A 21977-nucleotide genomic window follows, 5' to 3' on the forward strand; every position below is an offset into this window, starting at 1 on the left:
CGGGACACACCACGCCCCGTATACCCCACCCCCCCCCCCCCCCCCCCCCCCCCCCCCCCCCCCCCCCCCCCCCCCCCCCCGCCCCCTCGTCGCGTGCTGTCTCTCGAACCCGACGGGTTCAGGCCTCGACCGTCGTGATCGAGACGGTCTTGCGGCCCCGGCTGGTGCCGAAGGTGACCGCACCGGGGGTCAGCGCGAACAGCGTGTCGTCGCCGCCGCGGCCGACGCCCAGGCCCGGGTGGAAGTGGGTGCCGCGCTGGCGCACGATGATCTCGCCGGCCTTGACGACCTGGCCGCCGAAGCGCTTGACGCCGAGGCGCTGGGCGTTCGAGTCGCGGCCGTTGCGGGAGGACGAGGCGCCCTTCTTGTGTGCCATGTCGTCGTCAGCCCTTCGTGATGTCGCGGACGACCACGTCGGTCAGCGGCTGACGGTGGCCCTGACGCTTGTGGTAGCCCGTCTTGTTCTTGAACTTGTGGATGCGGATCTTCGGGCCCTTGCCGTGGCCGACGATCTCGCCGGTCACGGTCACGCCGGCCAGCGCCTGCGCGTCACTGGTGACGGTCTCGCCGTCGACCAGGAGCAGGGCCGGGAGGGTGACGGTGTCGCCCGCCTCACCCGCGAGACGGTTGACCGTGAACCGGTCGCCCACGGCCACCTTGTGCTGCCGGCCCCCGGCCTTCACGACTGCGTACACCACTGAACTCCTCGATCGCTGCTGTCTGTCCCGCGCTGCGTCCTGCGCACACCCCGGCGCGGGCGCCGGGTGCTGGACGGGCCGCTCCGCCTGCGCGGGACCGGGAGACCCGGTCCGGGGCGGTGCAACCCGACCAGCGTACCCGAGCAGCCGGGACCGGGTCGAACGCGGCCCCGGCTGCCCGGAGGGTCTAGCTGGCCGGCGGGCCGGCCGGGCGGCTGGCGGCGCGGCGGCGGCGCGGGCGGGCCCCGCCCACCGCGGCACCGGTGCCGTCGTCGGCCACCGGCGGCTGGGCCTCGGCCGCGGGGGTCTCCCCGGCCGGGTCCGGGCTGCCGGGGGCCTGCGGGTCCGCGGCCGGGGCCGGGGCCGGGTCGTCGGGGCCGGCGCCCGCGGGGACCGCCTCCTCCTCGGCGGCGCCCTGCGGCTCCGCCGAGGCGGCGTCCGCCGGGACGGCGGCGTCGGTGACCAGCAGCGCGGGGTCGGCCTGCGGGGCCTCCTCCGCGTCCTCCGGCTCCGCGGTCCCGGGCTCGGCGGTCCCGGGCTCGGCGGTCCCGGGCTCGGCGGTCCCGGGCTCGGCGGCCTCGGGCCGGGCCGTCTCCTCCGGCTCGGTCACCTCGGCGCCCGGGACCTCGGCGCCGACGGCGGCCGTGACCTCGACCTCGGGGGCCTCCTCCACGACCGCCTCCCCGGAGGTCCCGGCGTCGGAGGTCCCGGCGTCGGAGGTCCCGGCGCCGGACGGGTCGTCGGCGGAGGCGGCGGCGAGCACCGCGGCGTCCTCGGCGGCGCGCTCCTCACCGGCCTGGCCGCGGTTGCGCCGTCCCCGGTTGCGCCGCCCGCCGCCGGACCGCTGGCCCTCGCCGTTCTCGGCGGCGTCGGGCCCGGTCTCGGGCGCCGTGGCCTCGGCCTCGGTCCGCTCGGTCTCCTTGCGCTCGGTCTCCTTGCGCTCGGTGCGCTCGGCGTCCTTGCGGCCGCCCTGGTCGCGCCGGCCGCCGTTGCCGGAGCCCGGGCCGTGCCCGCCGGAGCCGTTGCCGCCGCGACGGCGGTCGTCGACCGGGTCGGTGTGCACGAGGACGCCGCGGCCGCGGCAGTGCTCGCACGGCTCGGAGAACACCTCGAGCAGGCCCTGGCCCACCCGCTTGCGGGTCATCTGCACCAGGCCGAGGGAGGTCACCTCGGCGACCTGGTGCTTGGTGCGGTCGCGGCCCAGGCACTCGGTCAGCCGCCGCAGCACCAGGTCCCGGTTGCTCTCCAGCACCATGTCGATGAAGTCGATGACGATGATGCCGCCGACGTCGCGCAGCCGGAGCTGGCGGACGATCTCCTCGGCCGCCTCCATGTTGTTGCGCGTGACGGTCTGCTCGAGGTTGCCGCCGGACCCGGTGAACTTGCCGGTGTTGACGTCGATGACCGTCATCGCCTCGGTGCGGTCGATGACCAGCGAGCCGCCGGAGGGCAGCCACACCTTGCGGTCCAGCGCCTTGGCCAGCTGCTCGTCGATGCGCAGGTCGCGGAAGACGTCGCCCTCGCCGGTGTGCCGGGTCAGCCGACCGGTGAGCTCCGGGGAGACGTGCGCGACGTAGGCCTCGACGGTGTCCCACGCGTCGTCGCCCTGGACGACGAGCTCGCTGAAGTCCTCGTTGAAGACGTCGCGGATGACCCGGATGGCGAGGTCGGGCTCGCCGTAGAGCAGCGTCGGGGCGTTGTTCGAGGACTCGGACTTCTGCCTGATGACCTCCCACTGCGCCTGCAGCCGGGCGACGTCGCGGGTGAGCTCCTCCTCCGAGGCGCCCTCCGCGGCGGTCCGGATGATCACGCCGGCGTCGTCGGGGACGATCTTCTTGAGGATGTCCTTGAGGCGCTGCCGCTCGGTGTCGGGCAGCTTGCGGCTGATGCCGGTCATCGACCCGCCGGGCACGTAGACCAGGAACCGGCCGGGCAGGTTGACCTGCTGGGTCAGCCGGGCGCCCTTGTGGCCGATCGGGTCCTTGGTGACCTGCACCAGCACCTTGTCGCCGGACTTGAGCGCCTGCTCGATCGAGCGCTGCTTGCCGCTGAGCCCGGCGGCGTCCCAGTTGACCTCGCCCGCGTACAGGACGGCGTTGCGGCCCTTGCCGATGTCGACGAACGCCGCCTCCATGCTGGGCAGCACGTTCTGCACCCGGCCGAGGTAGACGTTCCCGGCGAACGACGTCGCCTGCGCCTGGGTGACGTAGTGCTCGACCAGCACGCCGTCCTCGAGGACGGCGATCTGGGTGCGCTCGCCGCGCTGGCGGATCACCATCCGGCGCTCCACCGCCTCGCGGCGGGCGAGGAACTCGGCCTCGGTGAGGATCGGCGCGCGGCGGCGGCCGCTGTCCCGGCCCTCGCGGCGGCGCTGGCGCTTGGCCTCCAGCCGGGTGGAGCCGGTGACGCCGCGGACGTCGTCGTCGCTGGTGCTGCGGCCGTTGCGGCCGGCGCGCTCGGGGCGGTCGTCGTCGTCCTCGGCCGCGGACGCCTCGCCGTCCCCGCCGCGGCGACGGCGCCGGCGGCGGCGCCGCGTGGTCGAGGTGCCCTCGGCGCCCTCGCCGTCGGCGTCCTCGGCGTCCTCGGCGTCCTCGGCGTCCTCGGCGGCCTCGGCGTCGGTGTCCTCGTCCTCGGCGTCCTCGTCGTCGGAGGCGCGCTCGGGAGCGTCCTCGTCGGCGTCGGCGTCCGCGGAGTCGTCCCCGCTGCGGCCCCGGCCGCGGCCGCGGCGGCCCCGGCGGCGGCGCCGGCTGCCGCCGGCCGTCTCGTCGCGGTCGGCGTCCTCGCGGTCGGCCTCGTCGCGGTCGGCCTCGTCCCGGTCGGCCTCGGCCTCGGCCGCGTCCGCGTCGGTGTCCTCGGCGGTCTCGACCACGGCCCGCTCGTCGGCGGGCTGCTCCTCGGCGGCCCCGCCGCGGCGGCGCGAGCGGCTGCGGCGCGAGCGCGGCGCCGGGGTCTCCTCGTCGTCCTCGGCCGGCGCCGCGACGTCCTCGACGTCGGGCGACTCGGGCAGCGGCCGGCGGCTGCGCCGGCGCGGGGCCGGTGCCGCCTCGGCCTCGGGGGCCACGAAGCTCACGAAGGCCGGCGCCACCGGGGCGGCGGCCGGCGGGGGCGGCGTCCACGCGGCGGGCTCGGGGGCGGCCGCCGGGCGGGTGGCGCGGCGGCGGGGCCGGGCGATGACCGCGGTCGGCTCGGGCGAGCTGAACTGGGCGCCGAACGGCGACCGGTCCGGCTCGTCCTCCGGGTCCTCCTCGGGCTCCGGGGTGGGCCCGGCCTCCGCGGGTGGCTCGGCCGCGGCGGTCTCCGCCGGCTCCTCGTCGGGGGTCTCCCCGGTCGCCGCCTCCCCGCTCAGCACCTCCGCGACCGGCGCGTCGCCGGGCGGGAGGGCGGGCGCGGACCCGCTGCTGGTGTCGGTGGTCGGGGTGTCGCTGTCCTGGTCGGCCACGAGGGCTCGCCTCCTGTGTGGTGCTCCCGGGCGCCGGTCCCCCACCGGGGACGGGCGGCCGCGCAGGAGCACGGGTTGGGCGGGCCGGGTGGCCGCTCGGGGTGCGGCGGCGAGCCCGGCTCGCGAAGTCTGTGGTCGGTCCCGCGCGGCGGTCGCCGCGGCCGGGGCCGCACTGCTGGTGGAGCGGTGGTACCGATGGTCTCGGGTGGTGCCGGTCCGGGGCGGCACGTCTGGCAGCCGTGTCGCTCGACGTCGCGGTGGCTCCCGGGTCGCCCGGTCAGACGGCGGCGTGCTCCCCCTGGCAGCGGGTGCGCGCCGCTCGGTCGGGACCGAGCGGATCGGCCACGGTCCCACTGTCGTCGAGCCGGCCCTGCGCCTCACGCACGGCCCTGGGGGGCGACGGCGGGCGCAGGTCGGCGACGGCGGTGAGAGCGGCCACCACGTCGTCGGGTCGAACGGCGGGCGTCACCTGCCGGACAACCAGGTGCAGTATGGCACAACCTGCCTCCCCGCCCGCGGACGCGGAGGCCACGGGGCCGCGCGCATCGACGTCGCGGAGGCCGTTCTTGGTGCGCTTGGCGACGAGCACCTCCTCCCGGGCGAGGAAGGCGTCGACCGCCGCAGCGAGGGTGGCGGGCTCGACGCCGGAGAGCTCGATCCGCCACCGCGCGGCGTCGATCCGGTCGGCCAGCGAGCCGCCGCCCTCGGCGGCCTCCACGCACTCGAGGACGTCGATGCCCGGGGGCAGCGACCCGTCCAGCGCGGCCCGGACCTCCTCGGGGTCGCGCCGCTCGGCCAGGCCGATCTCCAGGTACTCGGCCTCGCTGGCCGCCCCGGTCGGCGCCGCGCCCACGTAGCTGATCTTCGGGTGCGGGGTGAAGCCGGCGGAGTAGGCCATCGGCACCCGCGCGCGGCGCAGCGCCCGCTCCAGCGCGCGGGCGAGGTCGCGGTGGGAGGCGAAGCGCAGCGGACCGCGCTTGGTGTAGCGCAGCCGCAGGCGCTGGACGGTCGGCGGCGGGGGCGGGCCGTCCGGGGTGCGGGCCACGGTCAGCGGCCGACGACGGTGAGCGGCAGCAGGCTGCGCCCGGTGGGACCGATCTGGATCTCGGTGCCGTTGGTCGGGCAGACGCCGCAGTCGTAGCAGGGCGTCCACCGGCAGTCGGCGACCTCCTCCTCCGACAGCGCGTCCTGCCAGTCGTCCCAGAGCCACTCCTTGTCCAGCCCGGAGTCCAGGTGGTCCCAGGGCAGGACCTCGTCCTGGGTGCGCTCGCGGGTGGTGAACCAGTCCAGGTCCACGCCGAGCGGGGCGAGCTCCGCGGCGGCCGCGGCCGTCCAGCGCTCGAAGGAGAAGTGCTCGCTCCAGCCGTCGAAGCGGCCGCCCTCGCGCCACACCCGCTCGACGACCCGGCCGACCCGGCGGTCGCCGCGGGACAGCAGGCCCTCGATCACGCCGGGCTTGCCGTCGTGGTAGCGCAGGCCGATGGAGCGGCCGATCCGGCGGTCGGCGTTGATCGCCTGCCGCAGGACCCGCAGGCGGTGGTCGATGGTCTCGGCGCTGGCCTGCCCGGCCCACTGGAACGGGGTGTGCGGCTTGGGCACGAACCCGCCGATGGACACGGTGCAGCGGATGTCCTTGCGGCCGCTGGCCTCGCGGCCGGCGCGGATGACCTCCACGGCGAGCTCGGCGATCTCCAGGACGTCCTCGTCGGTCTCCGTGGGGAGCCCGCACATGAAGTAGAGCTTCACCTGCTGCCAGCCGTTGGCGTAGGCGGTGGTGACCGTGGCGACCAGGTCCTCCTTGGACACGGTCTTGTTGATCACCCGGCGGATCCGCTCGCTGCCGCCCTCCGGCGCGAAGGTCAGCCCCGACCGGCGGCCGTTGCGGGACAGCTCGTTGGCGAGGGTGACGTTGAAGGCGTCGACGCGGGTGCTCGGCAGCGACAGCCCGGTGTTGGTGCCCTCGTAGCGGTCGGCGAGCTCCTTGGCGACCTGGCCGATCTCGGAGTGGTCGGCGGACGACAGCGACAGCAGCCCGACCTCCTCGTAGCCGGTCGCGCGCAGCCCCTGGTCGACCATCGAGCCGATCCCGGTGATCGTCCGCTCGCGCACCGGGCGGGTGATCATCCCGGCCTGGCAGAACCGGCAGCCGCGGGTGCAGCCGCGGAAGATCTCGACGCTCATCCGCTCGTGCACGCTCTCGGCCAGCGGCACCAGCGGCGTCTTCGGGTAGGGCCACTCGTCGAGGTCCATGACGGTGCGCTTGCCGACCCGGGCCGGGACGTCGTCGCGGGTCCGGGTCACCGCGGCGATCGCGCCGTCGGGGCCGTAGGAGACGGCGTAGAAGCGCGGCACGTAGACGCCGTCGACGCGGGCCAGCCGGGCCAGCAGCTCCTCGCGGCCGCCGGGGCGGCCCTGCTCCTTCCACGCCCCGACGACGTCGGTGACGTCGCCGACCACCTGCTCGCCGTCGCCGAGGACGGCGCAGTCGACGAAGTCGGCGATCGGCTCGGGGTTGAACGCGGCGTGCCCGCCGGCGACGACGACCGGGTGCGTCTCGTCGCGGTCGGCCGCGTTCAGCGGGATCCCGGCCAGGTCGAGGGCCTCGAGCAGGTTCGTGTAGCCGAGCTCGGTGGCGAAGCTGACCCCGAGGACGTCGAAGTCGCGCACCGGGCGGTGGGCGTCGACGGTGAACTGCCCGACGCCGTGCTCGCGCATGAGGGCGGCGAGGTCGGGCCAGACGGCGTAGGTGCGCTCGGCGAGGGCGTCGGGGCGCTCGTTGAGCACCTCGTACAGGATCATGAGGCCCTGGTTGGGCAGCCCCACCTCGTAGGCGTCCGGGTACATCAGCGCCCAGTGCACGGCGACGTCGTCCCAGGCCTTGACCTGGGCGTTCAGCTCACCGCCCACGTACTGGATGGGCTTCTGCACCTGGGCCAGCAGGGGCTCGAGACGGGGGTACAGGCTCTCTCCGCTCATGATCCGTCCAGGGTAGACGGCTCTCCCGGCGCCCCCGGCCCGGTTCTCGACCAGCGGCGCAGCGTGATCACGACTAAACTGACGGTGACCAGCAGGACGGCCTCCGAGGAGGAGCATGGTCCCGCCGGCCGGGAGCACCGGTGCACTGCGCGACGCCGACGGCGTCTCCCCGACCCGACCCTCCGCCCGGCTCGTGCTGCCGCTGCCGAGGGGCCGCGCGATGCCCGCCGAGCAGTGGGCCGCCCACCACCTCCTCGTCCTCCGGACGCTGCTGGTCCTGCTCGCCGCGGTCCCGGTCTACGCGCTGGCCCGCGGGGGCGGCGTCGTCTCCGCCGTGCTGCACGCCGCGCCCCTGGCCCTGCTGACCGCGCTGGCCTGGGCGCCGGGGCTGGGCCGCAACACCCGCGCCGCGGCCGCCGCCCTCGGGCTGATGACCGCCGCGGCCCTGGGCGTGTGGCTGTCCGGCGGCGCCACCGAGGCGCACTTCCTGTTCTTCGCACTGCTCCCGCTCGCTGCGCTCTACGCCGCGCGGGCGCCGTTCCTGCTCGCGGTCGGGTTCGTCGCCGTCCACCACCTCGTGCTGGGCACGCTGTGGCCGCACGCGGTGTTCGGGCACTCGGTCGCGGCGCTGCCGATGGCCGCCCTGCACGCGGGGCTGGTGCTGCTGGAGAGCTGGGCGTGCCTGGTGGCCTGGCGGCGGTTCGACGACCGGCGCGAGCGCGTCGAGCAGCTGGTCGCCGAGCGCACCGCCGAGCTGCGCGCCCAGCGCGACGAGCTGGCCCGGCTGGCCGCCGTCGTCCAGACCACCGACGACGCCGTCGTGACGACGACCCCCGACGGCCGGATCACCAGCTGGAACCCCGGCGCGGAGCGGCTCTACGGCTGGACCGCCGCCGAGGCGCTCGGCCGGCACGCGTCGATGCTGTCCGCCGGCGCCCCGCTCCCCGCGGACCTGACCCGGCTGCCGCCCGGCAGCCACGAGCGGCGGCACCGCCGGAAGGACGGCTCGGCCTTCGACGCCCTGGTCACCTTCTCCCTCATCCGCGACGAGGACGGCACCCCCGCCGGCATCGCCGGGATCACCCGGGACATCACCGGCCGCAAGCGCGACGAGGCCGAGGCCCGGGCCGCCGCCCGCCAGCTGGAGCGGCAGGCCGGCGAGCTGGCCCGGATGGCGCTGCACGACCCGCTCACCGGCCTGGCGAACCGGGCGCTCATGCAGGACCGGCTCGAGCACGCCCTCGCCGACCGCCGCGCCCGCCGGCACGCGGTCCTGCTGCTGGACCTCGACGACTTCAAGGCGGTCAACGACGTCGCCGGGCACGAGGCCGGGGACGCCGTGCTCGTCGCCGTCGCCCGCCGGCTGGAGACGTCCGTGCGGCCGGCCGACACCGTGGCCCGCCTCGGCGGCGACGAGTTCGTGGTGCTCATGGAGGACGTCGAGGGCCGCCGCGACGTCGTCACCGTGGCCGAGCGGCTGCTGGGCGCGCTGCGCCGGCCGGTCGGCTGGAACGGCGAGGAGTTCACCGTCGGCGGCAGCGTCGGCGTCACCTTCACCGACGCCGCCGACCGGCGCGGCATGGACGACCTGCTCCGCGACGCCGACCTCGCCATGTACGTGGCCAAGTCCGGCGGCAAGAACCGGGTGCGGGTGTTCGAGCGCGGCATGCGCGAGGAGGTCGCCGCGCAGGACGAGCTGGTCCGCGACCTGCGCGCCGCCGTCGGCTCCGGCGAGCTGCGGGTGCTCTACCAGCCGCAGGTGGACCTGCGCAGCGGCGCGGTCACCGGCGTGGAGGCGCTGGCCCGCTGGCAGTCGCACACCCGCGGGCTGGTGGAGCCGGCCGGCTTCATCCCGGTCGCCGAGGCCAGCGGCGTCATCGACGCGATCGACGACTGGGTGATCGGCCAGGCGTGCGCCCAGCTGCGCGCGTGGGACGACGCCGGCCTGCCCCCGTTGCGGGTGGCGGTCAACGTCTCCCCGCGCCGGCTGGCCACCGGCGACCTCGCCGTCAGCATCGCCGCGGCCGCCCGGGACGCCGGCGTCGACCCCGGCCGGCTGGAGATCGAGGTGCCCGAGGCCGTGGCCGCCGGTCCCGACGCCGCGGCCGGCATCCGCGAGGTGCGGGCGCTGGGCGTGCACGTGGCGATCGACGACTTCGGCACCGGCGCGTCGTCGCTGTCCCGGCTGCAGGACCTGCCGCTGGACCGGCTGAAGATCGACCCGTCGTCGGTGGCGCTGCTGGCCGCCGGCGCCGCGGCCGGGTCGGTCGCCGACGCGGTCATCGCGCTGGGCAACAGCCTGGGCCTGCAGGTGGTGGCCGAGGGCGTCGAGCAGCCCGCGCAGCTGGCCGCGCTGCGGTCGCTGGGCTGCGACGCCGCGCAGGGCCACCTGTTCGGCTCCCCGGTGCCGGCCGAGACCGTCGAGCTGCTGGTCCGCGCCGGCCGCCCGCTGCTGGGTGCCGCCTAACGCAGGAGCAGGCCCTCGAGCCGGCGGGCGCCCACCGCGAGGCCCGCCACGCCCAGCACGGCGAGGTAGGCGACCGAGACCAGCAGCCCCCACCGCACGTCGCCGGTCACCAGCCCGCGGACCAGTTCGATGCCGTGGTAGAGCGGGGTGCACTCGACGACGACCTGCAGCGGCCGCGGGTAGGTCGACAGCGGGTAGAAGGTCGTGGAGAACAGGAACAGCGGCAGGATCACGACCTGCACGAACTCGAAGTCCTGCCAGCCGCGCAGGAACGTGCTCGCGGCCAGCCCGACGGCGGCGAACGCGAACCCGATGAGCACCGCCGCGGGCAGGGCGAGCACCGCCCACCAGGAGCCGACCAGGCCCATGGCGAGCATGACCAGCAGGAACGCCGTGGAGTAGACGGCGCCGCGCAGCAGCGCCCACACCGTCTCGCCCACCGCGGCGTCGGCGGCCGAGACCGGGGTGGCGAGCACGGCGTCGTAGAGCTTGGCGTAGCGCAGCTTGAAGAACAGGTTGAACACGGCGTCGTAGACCGCGCCGTTCATCGCGGCCGAGGCGAGCAGCGCCGGGGCGACGAACTCCTGGTAGGTCAGCGCGGTGCCGGTGTCGGTGACGACGTCGCCGACCAGCCCGCCGATGCCGACGCCGATCGAGAACAGGTAGAAGAACGGCTCGGCGAACCCGGAGACGAACACCAGCCAGCTGCGCCGGGCCACCAGCAGGTTCCGGTAGACCAGTTGCCCGGCCCGCCGCGCGGACAGCGGGTACAGCGGCACGACCCGCAGCAGCAGCGACGCCGGGCGCACCGGCGCGGGGACGCCGGTCACCGGACCAGCCGCCGGTGCAGCGCCCGGGCGGCCGGCCACGCGCCGGCGGCGACCCACAGCGCCAGGTAGCCGACGTGCAGCAGCGCGGACCCCGCCTCCGCCGTCCCGAGGGCGAGGTCGCGGGCCAGGGCGACGCCGTGCCACAGCGGGGTGGCGTAGGCGAACCACTCCAGCGCCGCCGGCAGCTGCGTGACCGGGAAGAACGTCCCGCTGAACAGGAACATCGGCACGATGAGGAAACGCTGCAGCGCGGCGAACGCGGCGTCCTCCTCCAGCCGGGCGGCCATCGCGGTGACCGGCGCGGCGAAGGCCAGGCCGGTGAGCAGCGCGACCGGCAGCGCGAGCACCACCAGCGGGCTCTCCGCGGCGCCGAACAGCACGAGCACGACCAGGAACGCCGCCGCCGACGTCGTCACGCGGAAGGCGACGTAGAGCAGGTGGCCGGTGAGGACGTCGGCCGGGCGGGCGGGCGTGGCGAGCACCGCCTCGTACAGCCGGTCCCACTTGAGCGCCCCGAGCACCGGGTAGGTCGACTCGCCGGTCGCCGTCTGCATGGCCGCGGCCACCAACAGGCCCGGGGCGAGGAAGGCCAGGTAGCCCACCCCGCCGGGGACGCCGGGCCCGCGGTCGACGAGGGTGCCGAGCGTCAGGCCCATCGCGGCGAGGAACAGCACCGGCTCCAGCACGCTGCCGATCGCGCTGCTGCGCCAGAAGTGCCGGTGCGCGGTCAGCCGCTGGAGGAAGAAGGACCACGCCGCGCCCCCACGGAGGGAGGAGCGGGCGGCCGGGGACGGGACCACGTCAGTCGACCAGCGTCCGGCCGGTGAGCCGCAGGAACACGTCCTCCAGCGAGCTGCGCCGGACCAGCGACGACAGCGGCCGCAGCCCGAGCGCGAGCACCTCGGTCAGCGCGGCGTCGCCGTCGGCGGTGTAGAGCAGCAGCCGGTCGGGCAGCACCTCCACCCGCTCGACGGCGCCGCGGGACACCAGCGGCGCCAGCGCGTCGGCGTGCGCGGCCGGCCCGCCGCCGCCCTCGGCCAGCGGGAAGCGGAGCTCGCACACCTCGCGGGTGGACCAGGTGGCGATCAGCTGCGCCGGGGAGCCCTCGGCGGCGATCCGGCCGCGGTCCATGACCACCAGCCGGTCGCACAGCTGCTCGGCCTCGTCCATGTAGTGCGTGGTGAGCACGAGGGTGACCCCGCGCTGCTTGAGCCGGTACAGCCGCTCCCACAGCACGTGCCGGGCCTGCGGGTCCAGCCCGGTGGTGGGCTCGTCGAGCAGCACGACGTCGGGGTCGTTGACCAGCGCACGGGCGATGGTGACCCGCCGCTTCATCCCGCCCGACAGCGGCTCGACCCGGTCCCGCGCCCGGTCGCTGAGCTGCACGAAGTCCAGCAGCTCGGCGGCCCGCTCCCGCACGACCGCCCGCGGCAGCCCGAAGTACCGGCCGTAGACCAGCAGGTTCTCCTCGACCGTCAGCTCGAGGTCGAGGTTGTCGGTCTGCGGGACGACGCCGAGGCGGGCACGGATGGCCGGGCCGTCGACGGCGGGGTCCATGCCGAGGATCCGCAGCTCCCCCGCCGTCGGCGGCGACACCGCGCCGACCATCCGCATGGTCGTGCTCTTGCCGGCACCGTTGGGCCCGAGGAAGCCGAAGGCCTCCCCGGGCGCGATGTCGACGTCGATGCCGTCGACGGCGGTGTGCTCCCCGAAGCGCTTCACCAGGCCCCGGGCCCGGACCAGCGACTCCACCACGTCCCCCATGCTGCCCCCGGTCCCCGGGGCCGGGTCGAGCCGACTAGGCCTTGAGGTCCGGGAAGAACAGCCCAATCTCGCGGGCGGCGGACTCGTCGGAGTCCGAGCCGTGCACGATGTTCGACTGCACCTCGAGGGCGAAGTCGCCGCGGATGGTGCCGGGGGCGGCCTTCACCGGGTCGGTGGCGCCGGCCAGCGCGCGGAACGCCTCGACCGCGCGCGGCCCCTCGACGACGAGGGCGAGCAGCGGGCCGCCGGTGATGAACTCGACCAGCGAGCCGAAGAACGGCTTCTCGCGGTGCTCGCCGTAGTGCTCCTCGGCGACCTCGCGGGTCAGGGTGCGCAGCTCGGCGGCGACCAGGCGCAGGCCCTTGGCCTCCAGCCGCGAGACGACCTCTCCGATGAGGCCGCGGGCGACGCCGTCGGGCTTGACGAGGACCAGGGTGCGATCAGTCACGGGACGGCAGCCTACGGGGCGCCGGGATGTCAACCGGGGTTGACATCCGGGCGATCGTCAACCACGGTTGGCACCATGACCGCCCGGACCGCGGACCAGACGCTCACCGCCGCCACCAGCGACGACCCCGCCGTCGGCCTGCGCGGGGTCCGCGCGCTGCGGGACCTGGCCGACCGGCTGGAGGCCCTGCAGGTCGCCGCCGCCCGCCGGCGCGGCTGGTCGTGGCAGCAGGTCGCCGACGCGCTCGGCGTCACGCGGCAGGCGGTGCACAAGAAGCACGCCCGGTCGTCCGGGACGACGTGGAGGGAGTCCTGAGGTGTTCGAACGGTTCGCCGCCGAGGCGCGCACGGTCGTGGTCCTGGCGCAGGAGGAGGCCCGCACCGCCGGGTCGGACAGCGTCGACCCGGTGCACCTGCTGGTCGCCCTCGCCGCGGCGCCGGGCCCCGCCGCCCCGCTGCTGGCCGCCGCGGGCGTGCACGTGACCGACCTCCGCGCGGGCCTGTCCCCCGCCGGGGGCGGCGCGTTCGACGCGGAGGCGCTGGCCGCGCTCGGCATCGACCTGGACCGGGTGCGGGCGGCCGCCGAGGCGGCGTTCGGCCCGGGCGCGCTCGACCGCGGGACGAGGGGCCGCCGGCGGGGACACCTGCGCTTCGCCCGCAGCAGCCGCACGGCGCTGCAGGAGGCGCTGCGCGCGGCGGTCGCGCGGGGCGACCGGGTCATCGACGGCCGACACCTGCTCGCCGGGGTGCTCGAGGTCGGCGACCCCGCGGTGTCCGCGGCGCTGGCCCGCGCCGGCGCCGACGTCGCCGGCCTGCGGCGGCGGCTCGACGGGCGGGCCGACGCGGCCTGATCAGGCGGGCGGGGCGTCGTCCCCGGAGGGAGCGGCCGGCTCGCGGAACGGCGCGCCGAGCAGCTCCTTGCGGATCTGCAGCAGGTACAGCCAGATCAGCAGGAACACGCCGCCGACGAACCACATCGACGAGTCGATGAGCCCGGTGAGCAGCAGCGGGACCTGCAGCGCGGTGCCGATCTCCAGGCCGCGCGGCCGCCGCTGGACGCCGCTGGCCAGCACCAGGACGACGGCGAGCACGAGCAGGATCGTCAGCCGGGTGGCGCCGAGGCCGGCCTCGGTCTGCGCGATCGCCCGCGGGACGAACAGCACCGCGATGCCCTCGAGCAGCAGCACGGCGGCGGCCGCCCCGCGCAGCGCCTTCGCGGCCCGGACCGGGTCCGGCGCGGTCACGGCGTCTCCTCGCCGGCGCTCGTCGGCACCGTGCCGCCCGGCGCCCTGCCCGTGCGTGACCTCGCGAGCTCGGTCACGACCGCCCGCCCAGGACGGTCCGCGCCTCGCCGGCGGTGATCACGCTGCCGGTGACCAGCACGCCCGAACCGCCGAGGGCGTCGTCGGGACCGGCCTCGGCCAGCTCGATCGCCTCGGTGAGCGCCTCGGGCAGCCGCGGGGAGACGCTCACCCGGTCGGCGCCGAACACGTCCACGGCGAGCGCGCCGAGCTCGTCGGCGGGGATCGCCCGCGGGGAGCTGTTCTGCGTCACCACCAGCTCGGCGCAGACGGTCTCCAGCTCGCGCAGCATCCCCTCGACGTCCTTGCCGTGCACCGCGCCGACCACCCCGACCAGCCGGGTGAAGTCGAAGGACTCCCGGATGGCCTCGACGGTCGCGGCCATCCCGGCCGGGTTGTGCGCGGCGTCGACCAGCACCGTCGGGCTGGTGCGCACCCGCTCGAGCCGGCCGGGCGAGCGCACGGCGGCGAAGGCCGCGCGCACCGTCTCGACGTCGACGGTCCCGGTGGCCGCGCCGGCGCCGAGGAACGCCTCGACCGCCGCCAGCGCGGTGGCCGCGTTCTGCGCCTGGTGCGCGCCGAACAGCGGCAGGTAGACGTCGTCGTACTCCCCGCCCAGGCCCTGCAGCCGCAGCTGCTGCCCGCCGACGGCGACCCGCCGGTCCAGCACGCCGAACTCGGTGCCCTCGCGCGCCACCACGGCCTCGACCTCGACCGCGCGGCGGACCAGCGCGTCCAGCGCGCCGGGCTGCTGGTGGGCGAGGACGGCGATCGCGTCGGGCTTGATGATCCCGGCCTTCTCGCCGGCGATCGTGGCGACGTCGGGGCCGAGGTACTCGGCGTGGTCCAGCGCCACCGGCGTGACGACGGCGACCCGCGCGTCGGCGACGTTCGTGGCGTCCCACGTGCCGCCCATGCCGACCTCGATGACCGCGACGTCGACCGGCGCCTCGGCGAACAGCGCGTACGCCATGCCGACCATCACCTCGAAGAAGCTCATCGGGTGCTCGCCGGCGGCGTCGACCATCTGCACGTAGGGCGCGATGTCGTCGTAGGTCTCCACGAACCGCTCGGCGCTCACCGGCTCGCCGTCGAGCACGATCCGCTCGCGCACCGACTGCAGGTGCGGGCTGGTGAACCGGCCCACCCGCAGGCCGAAGCCGCGCAGCAGCTCGTCGACCATCCGCGACGTCGTCGTCTTGCCGTTGGTGCCGGCGACCTGCACGACCGGGTAGGCCCGGTGCGGGTTGCCCAGCAGGTCGACCAGGGCGGCGATGCGACCCAGCGAGGGCTCCAGCCGGGACTCCGGCCAGCGCGCCAGCAGCTCCTTCTCGACGTGGGCCAGCTCGGCCTCGGGACTGCTGCTCATCCTCCCCAGGATGCCAGCCGCGCACTTCCTAGGATGGGGGCATGGTCGCCGATCCCCTTCCCCCGGTCAGCACCACCCCGGGAGCCGGGGCCGGGGTACCCGAGAAGCCGAGCCTCGACGGACTCGAGGACACCTGGGTCGCCCGCTGGGCCGAGCAGGACACCTACGCCTTCGACCGCGCCGCCGCCCTCGCCGCGCCGCGCGAGCAGGTGTACTCGATCGACACCCCGCCGCCGACCGCCAGCGGGTCGCTGCACGTGGGTCACGTGTTCAGCTACACCCACACCGACATCGTCGCCCGCTACCAGCGGATGCGCGGCAGGCACGTCTTCTACCCGATGGGCTGGGACGACAACGGGCTGCCGACCGAGCGGCGGGTGCAGAACTACTACGGCGTCCGCTGCGACCCCTCGCTCCCCTACGACCCGGGCTTCACCCCGCCGGCCAAGCCCGGCAAGGACCAGGTGCCGATCAGCCGGCGCAACTTCGTCGAGCTGTGCATGCAGCTGACGGAGGAGGACGAGCACGCCTACGAGCAGCTGTGGCGCCGGGTCGGGCTGTCGGTGGACTGGTCGAACGTCTACCGGACCATCTCGGAGACCTCGCGGGCCACCGCGCAGCGGATGTTCCTGCACAACCTGGCCCGCGGTGAGGCCTACGCGCAGGAGGCGCCGACCCTCTGGGACGTCAGCTTCCGCACCGCCGTCGCCCAGGCCGAGCTCGAGGACCGCGAGCGCCCCGGCGCCTACCACCGGGTCTCGTTCCACTCCGCCGACGGCCCGGTCTTCATCGAGACCACCCGGCCGGAGCTGCTGCCCGCGTGCGTCGCGCTGGTCGCCCACCCCGACGACGAGCGCTACCAGGCGCTGTTCGGGCAGACGGTGCGCACGCCGCTGTTCGACGTCGAGGTGCCGGTGGTCGCCCACCGCCTGGCCGAGCCGGACAAGGGCTCGGGCATCGCGATGATCTGCACCTTCGGCGACCTCAACGACGTCACCTGGTGGCGCGAGCTGCAGCTGCCCACCCGCGCGGTGGTCGGCTGGGACGGCCGCTTCGTCGCCGACGCCCCGGACGGCGTGCCCGCCGCGGTGTACGCCGAGCTGGCCGGCAAGACGCCGTTCAGCGCCCAGCAGCGGATCGTGGAGATGCTGCGCGAGTCCGGCGACCTGCACGGCGAGCCGAAGACGATCACCCACCCGGTCAAGTTCTTCGAGAAGGGCGACCGGCCGCTGGAGATCGTCACCACGCGGCAGTGGTACATCCGCAACGGCGGGCGCTCCCCCGAGCTGCGCGACGCGCTGATCGCCCGCGGCCGGGAGATCACCTGGGTGCCCGACCACATGCGGCACCGCTACGAGAACTGGGTCGAGGGCCTCAACGGCGACTGGCTGATCAGCCGGCAGCGGTTCTTCGGCGTCCCGTTCCCGGTCTGGTACCGGCTCGACGAGGCCGGCGAGCCGGTGTACGACGAGCCGATCCTCGCCGACGAGGCGTCGCTGCCGGTCGACCCGTCCTCCGACGTGCCGCCGGGCTTCGACGAGTCGCAGCGCGGCGTCCCGGGCGGGTTCATGGCCGACCCCGACGTCATGGACACCTGGGCGACGTCGTCGCTGTCGCCGCAGGTGGCCTCGGGCTGGGACACCGACCCCGAGCTGTTCACGCACGTCTTCCCGATGGACCAGCGGCCGCAGGCGCACGACATCATCCGCACCTGGCTGTTCTCCACCGTCGTCCGCTCGCACTTCGAGTTCGGCGCGGTGCCGTGGACGCACGCCACCATCTCCGGCTTCGTCGTCGACCCCGACCGCAAGAAGATGTCGAAGTCCAAGGGCAACGTCGTCACGCCGATCGACGTCCTCGAGCGCTACGGCACCGACGCGGTCCGCTGGCGCGCCGCCGGCGCCCGGCCGGGCGCGGACTCGCCGTTCGACGAGGCGCAGATGAAGGTCGGCCGCCGGCTGGCCATGAAGATCCTCAACGTCGGCAAGTTCGTGCTGGGGCTCGGCGTCACAGCGGACCTCTCCGCCGGGCAGGTCACCGAGCCGATCGACCTCGGGCTGCTGCGCCGGCTGGCCGACGTCGTCGACGAGGCCACCGCGGCGATGGAGGCCTACAACTACACCCGGGCGCTCGAGGTGTCCGAGGCGTTCTTCTGGTCGTTCTGCGACGACTACGTGGAGCTGGTGAAGTCCCGCGCCTACGGCTCGGACGACGCCGCCCGCTCCGCGCAGGCCGCGCTGGCCCTCGCGCTGTCGGTGCAGCTGCGGCTGTTCGCGCCGGTGCTGCCGTTCGTCACCGAGGAGGTCTGGTCCTGGTGGCAGGCCGGCTCGGTGCACCGCGCGGCGTGGCCGGCCGCCGCCGAGCTGCCGACCGGCGGGGACCCGGCGGTGGTCGAGGTGGCCGCCGAGGCGCTGGCCGCGGTGCGCAAGGCCAAGTCGGAGGCCAAGCAGTCGATGCGGGCCGACGTCGAGTCCGCGACGGTGACCGCGCCGGAGGCGCAGGTGCCGCAGGTGGAGGCCGCGCGGGACGACCTGGTGTCGGCCGGGCGGATCGCCTCGCTGACCGTGGTCGCCGGCGAGGGCCCGCTGACCGTCGACGTCGTCCTCGCCGCCCCCGCGGAGGGGTGAGCGTGTGCGCTGACGCCGCATCCGGGCGACCGGAACGCGGCGTCAGCGCACACGGTCGGCGCCGAACAGCCGTCGGCGCGCCCCGTGGACGGCGAGGATCTCCCGGCGGCAGGCCACCGGCTCGGCCGTGAGCCGCCGGAAGCCGAACCGCAGCGTCTGCCAGCCCCGCGTGGCGAGCAGGGCGTCGCGCCGGATGTCCCGCTCGCGCTGCGCCCGGGAGCCGTGCCAGGCGGCACCGTCCATCTCCACCGCCAACCGCACCTCCTCGTAGGCCGCGTCGAGGACGAACACCTCCCCCGCCACTCGATCCGCCGCTGCTGGGTGAACGGCGGCATGCCGGGCCCGCGCCGCACGGCGAGGCAGCCCCAGATCTCCAGCTCGCTGCGGCAGCCCTCGGCCACCAGGCGCACGAGGTCGACCAGCGCGGCCCGGCCGGGCAGGCACGGACGGCGGTCGATCTCGGCCAGCAGGTCCTGCGGCCGGCACAGCCGGCGGCGGACGGCGTCGATCGCCGCGGCGCGGACCTCCGCCCGGGAGAGGCCGCCCGGACTCCCCCACGCGTCGACGACGGCCCGCTCGGGACAGGACACCGGCAGCCCCTCGACCCGGCGGATGCTGTCGTCGAGGGCCCGGGTGCGGTGCAGGACGACACCCGGCGTCCCCCGCCCGCTGCGGGTGTGGCCCACGGTGAGGTGCACCGGCCCGCCAGGCGGGGCGAGCTCCCACAGCGCCAGCGCGGACCGGTGGCTGGCCACCCCGCGACAGCTGCGGACGGCGGCCTCCACGCGCAGCCGCCACTCGCCGGCCGGCCCGGGCAGGGCGTAGACGCCGGGCTGCAGCCGCGAGAGCCGCCCGGCGGCCACCCAGCGGGCGACGGTCCCGCGGTCCACCCGGGCGGTCAGCGCCTCCCAGGTCGTCCAGCCGTCGGGGCCGACGAGCGCGGCGGGGTCGTGGGTCATCCGGCGACGGTGACCGACCGGGGACCGCCTGCTTCCGCCGTCCGGGGATCTGTGGACGGTGGCTCGGTGAGTGTGTGCGCCGGGACCGCATCCCGGGGCCCGGAACGCGGCTCTGGCGCACACGTTCGGGTCCCCGAACGCGAACGAGCCCGCCCCCGGGATCGGGGACGGGCTCGTCGACGCTGTCGCGGTGCTACGCGCTCTTCTCGCGGCGCTCGCGGGTGGGCTTGCGCGGCACGATCGTCGGGTTGACGTGCTCCAGGACGACCTCCTTGGTGATCACCACCGAGGCGACGTCCTCGCGGCTGGGCACCTCGTACATCACCGACTGCAGCACCTCCTCCATGATCGCCCGGAGCCCGCGGGCCCCGGTGCCGCGGAGGATGGCCTGGTCGGCGATCGCCTCGAGGGCGTCGTCGGTGAACTCCAGCTCCACGCCGTCGAGCTCGAACAGCCGCCGGTACTGGCGCACCAGGGCGTTCTTCGGCTCGGTGAGGATCTGGATCAGCGCGTCCCGGTCGAGGGCCTGCACGCTGGTGATCACCGGGAGCCGGCCGATGAACTCGGGGATCATCCCGAACTTCAGCAGGTCCTCGGGCATGACCTCGGCGAAGGCGTTGGCCTCCTCGATCTCCTTCTTGCCGCGGATCTCCGCGCCGAAGCCGATCCCCTGCTTGCCGACCCGCTGCTCGATGACCTTCTCCAGGCCGGCGAACGCGCCGCCCACGATGAACAGCACGTTCGTCGTGTCGATCTGGATGAACTCCTGGTGCGGGTGCTTGCGGCCGCCCTGCGGGGGCACCGACGCCGTCGTGCCCTCGAGGATCTTCAGCAGCGCCTGCTGCACACCCTCGCCGGAGACGTCGCGGGTGATCGACGGGTTCTCGCTCTTGCGGGCGATCTTGTCGACCTCGTCGATGTAGATGATCCCGGTCTCGGCCCGCTTGACGTCGTAGTCGGCGGCCTGGATGAGCTTGAGCAGGATGTTCTCGACGTCCTCGCCGACGTAGCCGGCCTCGGTCAGCGCCGTGGCGTCGGCGATCGCGAACGGGACGTTGAGCATCCGGGCCAGGGTCTGCGCGAGGTGCGTCTTGCCGCAGCCGGTGGGGCCCATCAGCAGGATGTTGGACTTGGCGAGCTCGACCGAGTCGTCCCGGCTGGAGCGTTCACCGCCGGCCTGCACCCGCTTGTAGTGGTTGTAGACCGCGACGGCGAGGGTGCGCTTGGCCTTCTCCTGGCCGATGACGTACTGCTCGAGGAAGTCGTGGATCTCGCGGGGCTTCGGCAGCTCGTCGAACTTCAGGTCCGACGACTCCGAGAGCTCCTCCTCGATGATCTCGTTGCAGAGGTCGATGCACTCGTCGCAGATGTAGACGCCGGGGCCCGCGATGAGCTTCTTGACCTGCTTCTGGCTCTTCCCGCAGAACGAGCACTTGAGCAGGTCACCGCTCTCACCGATTCGTGCCACCTGGTGACCTCCACCTCAGGGGGTTGGCAGGTCCCGGGGGTTCGGACCTGCGGATCGTGTGTCGCTTGCTGCCCGTGCTCGGCCCCGCGGGAGCGGGTGCCGCGAGGGTGTCCTCCCGGCGCTGCCGGCCGGGGATCGGGCGCTCGCCGACGGTACCTGTCGCCGCCGACGCCGCGGGGGTTCGACGCCCCGGTGCGCCGGGGGCGTCCGACTCGCGCGTCACTCCCGGCACTGCACCCCGAACGGTACGGGCCGAGAGCGCGACACGCGCGGACTCGACCCGTACCGATCGGGCGATCACGGCGATCAGACCGGCAGTGCGTTGAGCTTGCGGCTCTGGATGACCTGGTCGACGATCCCGTACTCCTTGGCCTCGGGGGCCGTCAGGATCTTGTCGCGGTCGATGTCGGCGCGGACCTGCTCCACCGAGCGGCCGGTGTGGCGGGCCAGGATCTCCTCCATCTGGGCCCGCACGCGGGCGATCTCGGCGGCGTGGATCTCGAGGTCCGAGACCTGGCCGCCGGCCTCGCCGGAGGGCTGGTGGATCAGCACGCGCGAGTACGGCAGCGCCAGCCGCTTGCCCGGGGTGCCGGCCGCGAGCAGGACGGCGGCGGCCGAGGCGGCCTGGCCCATGCAGACGGTCTGGATGTCCGGGCGGACGAACATCATCGTGTCGTAGATGGCCATCAGCGACGTGAACGAGCCACCGGGCGAGTTGATGTAGATCGTGATGTCGCGGTCGGGGTCGGCCGACTCCAGCGTGATCAGCTGGGCCATCACGTCGTTGGCCGACGCGTCGTCGATCTGTACCCCGAGGAAGATGATCCGCTCCTCGAAGAGCTTGTTGTACGGGTTGCTCTCCTTCATGCCGTAGCTGGTCCGCTCCACGAAGGAGGGCAGCACGTACCGGCTGGAGGGCAGCTGGAAGTCGCTCATCGTCTGTCAGTCCTCGCTGCTCAGTTGTCGGAGACCGGGTTGGCGCTGTCGGTCATCGCGGCGCGGCTGACGACGTGGTCGACGAAGCCGTACTCGAGGGCCTCCTGCGCGGTGAACCAGCGGTCGCGGTCGGAGTCCCGCTCGATCTGCTCGATGGACTGGCCGGTGTGGAGCGACTGCAGCTCGTTGAGCTCGCGCTTGGTGCGGCGGAACAGATCGGCCTGGATGGCGATGTCCGCGGCGGTGCCGCCGACGCCGGCCGAGGGCTGGTGCATCATGATCCGCGCGTGCGGCAGGGCGTAGCGCTTGCCCTTGGTGCCCGCGGTCAGCAGGAACTGGCCCATCGAGGCGGCCAGGCCCATGCCGTAGGTGGCGACGTCGCAGTCGATGAACTGCATCGTGTCGTAGATGGCCATGCCGGCGCTGACCGAGCCGCCCGGCGAGTTGATGTACAGGTGGATGTCCTGCTTGGGGTCCTCGGCGGACAGCAGCAGCATCTGTGCGGCCAGCTGGTTGGCGATGACGTCGTCGACCTGGGTGCCCAGGAAGATGATGCGCTCGCGCAGCAGGCGCTCGTAGACCGAGTCGTTGAGGTTCATCCCCCCGGCGCCGCCCCGCATGAGCGGGCTGTTCGCCGGGTTCGGGTGGGTGCTCACGGGTGGTGTGACCTCCGTTGGCGGTGGATCGAGTCGGTCT

At 74.8% G+C, this 21977-nt stretch carries 19 protein-coding genes; 4 read left to right on the forward strand and 15 right to left on the reverse strand.

Annotated elements, in window-relative coordinates; all coding sequences use genetic code 11:
• Positions 1-118: 118 nt before the first annotated feature.
• The 5 genes from rpmA to ACI79L_RS01425 form a co-directional block, all read right to left on the reverse strand.
• Positions 119-376, reverse strand: a complete 258-nt coding sequence (gene rpmA / locus ACI79L_RS01405) for a 50S ribosomal protein L27 (protein ID WP_387985394.1) — start codon at positions 374-376, stop codon at positions 119-121.
• Positions 377-383: 7 nt separating this feature from the next.
• Entirely contained in the window at positions 384-695 is a 312-nt protein-coding gene (gene rplU, locus ACI79L_RS01410; protein WP_110007164.1) for a 50S ribosomal protein L21, read from the reverse strand.
• Positions 696-885: 190 nt separating this feature from the next.
• Entirely contained in the window at positions 886-4137 is a 3252-nt protein-coding gene (locus ACI79L_RS01415; RefSeq protein ID WP_456935051.1) for an Rne/Rng family ribonuclease, read from the reverse strand.
• A gap of 277 nt (positions 4138-4414) precedes the next feature.
• Entirely contained in the window at positions 4415-5182 is a 768-nt protein-coding gene (locus ACI79L_RS01420; protein WP_456935052.1) for a TIGR03936 family radical SAM-associated protein, read from the reverse strand.
• 2 nt (positions 5183-5184) lie between these two features.
• Positions 5185-7113: a TIGR03960 family B12-binding radical SAM protein gene (locus ACI79L_RS01425; protein WP_456935053.1), complete on the reverse strand. Its 1929-nt coding sequence runs from the start codon at positions 7111-7113 to the stop codon at positions 5185-5187.
• 115 nt (positions 7114-7228) lie between these two features.
• On the opposite strand from ACI79L_RS01425, the gene ACI79L_RS01430 reads away from it, so the two are divergent.
• Entirely contained in the window at positions 7229-9580 is a 2352-nt protein-coding gene (locus tag ACI79L_RS01430; RefSeq protein ID WP_456935054.1) for a putative bifunctional diguanylate cyclase/phosphodiesterase, read from the forward strand.
• Here ACI79L_RS01430 and ACI79L_RS01435 read toward each other — a convergent pair.
• From ACI79L_RS01435 to ndk, 4 genes are read right to left on the reverse strand one after another with little or no spacing between them, the layout of a single operon-like run.
• On the reverse strand, positions 9577-10410 hold the full coding sequence (locus tag ACI79L_RS01435; protein WP_456935055.1) for an ABC transporter permease: 834 nt from the start codon (positions 10408-10410) through the stop codon (positions 9577-9579). The genes ACI79L_RS01430 and ACI79L_RS01435 overlap by 4 nt on opposite strands.
• On the reverse strand, positions 10407-11210 hold the full coding sequence (locus tag ACI79L_RS01440; RefSeq protein ID WP_456935056.1) for an ABC transporter permease: 804 nt from the start codon (positions 11208-11210) through the stop codon (positions 10407-10409). Before ACI79L_RS01440 ends, ACI79L_RS01435 begins: the two co-directional genes overlap by 4 nt.
• Before the next feature lies 1 nt (position 11211).
• Positions 11212-12165 (reverse strand): ABC transporter ATP-binding protein, encoded by a 954-nt coding sequence (locus tag ACI79L_RS01445; RefSeq protein WP_456935057.1) that lies wholly within the window; start codon positions 12163-12165, stop codon positions 11212-11214.
• A gap of 43 nt (positions 12166-12208) precedes the next feature.
• Positions 12209-12622, reverse strand: coding sequence for a nucleoside-diphosphate kinase (ndk, locus tag ACI79L_RS01450; RefSeq protein ID WP_456935058.1), 414 nt, complete (start codon positions 12620-12622; stop codon positions 12209-12211).
• Positions 12623-12697: 75 nt separating this feature from the next.
• On the opposite strand from ndk, the gene ACI79L_RS01455 reads away from it, so the two are divergent.
• The gene (locus ACI79L_RS01455) at positions 12698-12937 is read left to right on the forward strand and encodes a helix-turn-helix domain-containing protein (protein ID WP_456935059.1); all 240 of its coding nucleotides are present in this window, start codon (positions 12698-12700) and stop codon (positions 12935-12937) included.
• A 1-nt stretch (position 12938) separates the two neighbouring features.
• On the forward strand, positions 12939-13472 hold the full coding sequence (locus ACI79L_RS01460; protein WP_456935060.1) for a Clp protease N-terminal domain-containing protein: 534 nt from the start codon (positions 12939-12941) through the stop codon (positions 13470-13472).
• On the opposite strand, the gene ACI79L_RS01465 is transcribed toward ACI79L_RS01460, so the two are convergent.
• Entirely contained in the window at positions 13473-13865 is a 393-nt protein-coding gene (locus tag ACI79L_RS01465) for a DUF4233 domain-containing protein (RefSeq protein WP_456935061.1), read from the reverse strand.
• A gap of 73 nt (positions 13866-13938) precedes the next feature.
• Positions 13939-15291, reverse strand: coding sequence for a bifunctional tetrahydrofolate synthase/dihydrofolate synthase (gene folC, locus ACI79L_RS01470; protein ID WP_456935062.1), 1353 nt, complete (start codon positions 15289-15291; stop codon positions 13939-13941).
• Positions 15292-15332: 41 nt separating this feature from the next.
• Between folC and valS the strand changes: the two genes are divergently transcribed.
• Positions 15333-17918 (forward strand): valine--tRNA ligase, encoded by a 2586-nt coding sequence (gene valS / locus ACI79L_RS01475; RefSeq protein ID WP_456935063.1) that lies wholly within the window; start codon positions 15333-15335, stop codon positions 17916-17918.
• A 42-nt stretch (positions 17919-17960) separates the two neighbouring features.
• Here the strand turns inward: valS and ACI79L_RS01480 are convergent, their stop codons facing one another.
• The 4 genes from ACI79L_RS01480 to ACI79L_RS01495 all read right to left on the reverse strand — a co-directional run bounded on the left by ACI79L_RS01480 (position 17961) and on the right by ACI79L_RS01495 (position 21937).
• Entirely contained in the window at positions 17961-18221 is a 261-nt protein-coding gene (locus ACI79L_RS01480; RefSeq protein ID WP_456935064.1) for a DUF559 domain-containing protein, read from the reverse strand.
• 849 nt (positions 18222-19070) lie between these two features.
• The gene (gene clpX / locus ACI79L_RS01485) at positions 19071-20345 is read right to left on the reverse strand and encodes an ATP-dependent Clp protease ATP-binding subunit ClpX (protein ID WP_456935065.1); all 1275 of its coding nucleotides are present in this window, start codon (positions 20343-20345) and stop codon (positions 19071-19073) included.
• 306 nt (positions 20346-20651) lie between these two features.
• Entirely contained in the window at positions 20652-21281 is a 630-nt protein-coding gene (locus ACI79L_RS01490; protein WP_387985431.1) for an ATP-dependent Clp protease proteolytic subunit, read from the reverse strand.
• Positions 21282-21301: 20 nt separating this feature from the next.
• A complete protein-coding gene (locus ACI79L_RS01495; RefSeq protein ID WP_456935066.1) occupies positions 21302-21937 on the reverse strand; it encodes an ATP-dependent Clp protease proteolytic subunit in 636 nt (211 codons plus the stop codon).
• Positions 21938-21977: the final 40 nt, after the last annotated feature.

This window comes from Geodermatophilus sp. SYSU D00684 (genome assembly GCF_054050455.1).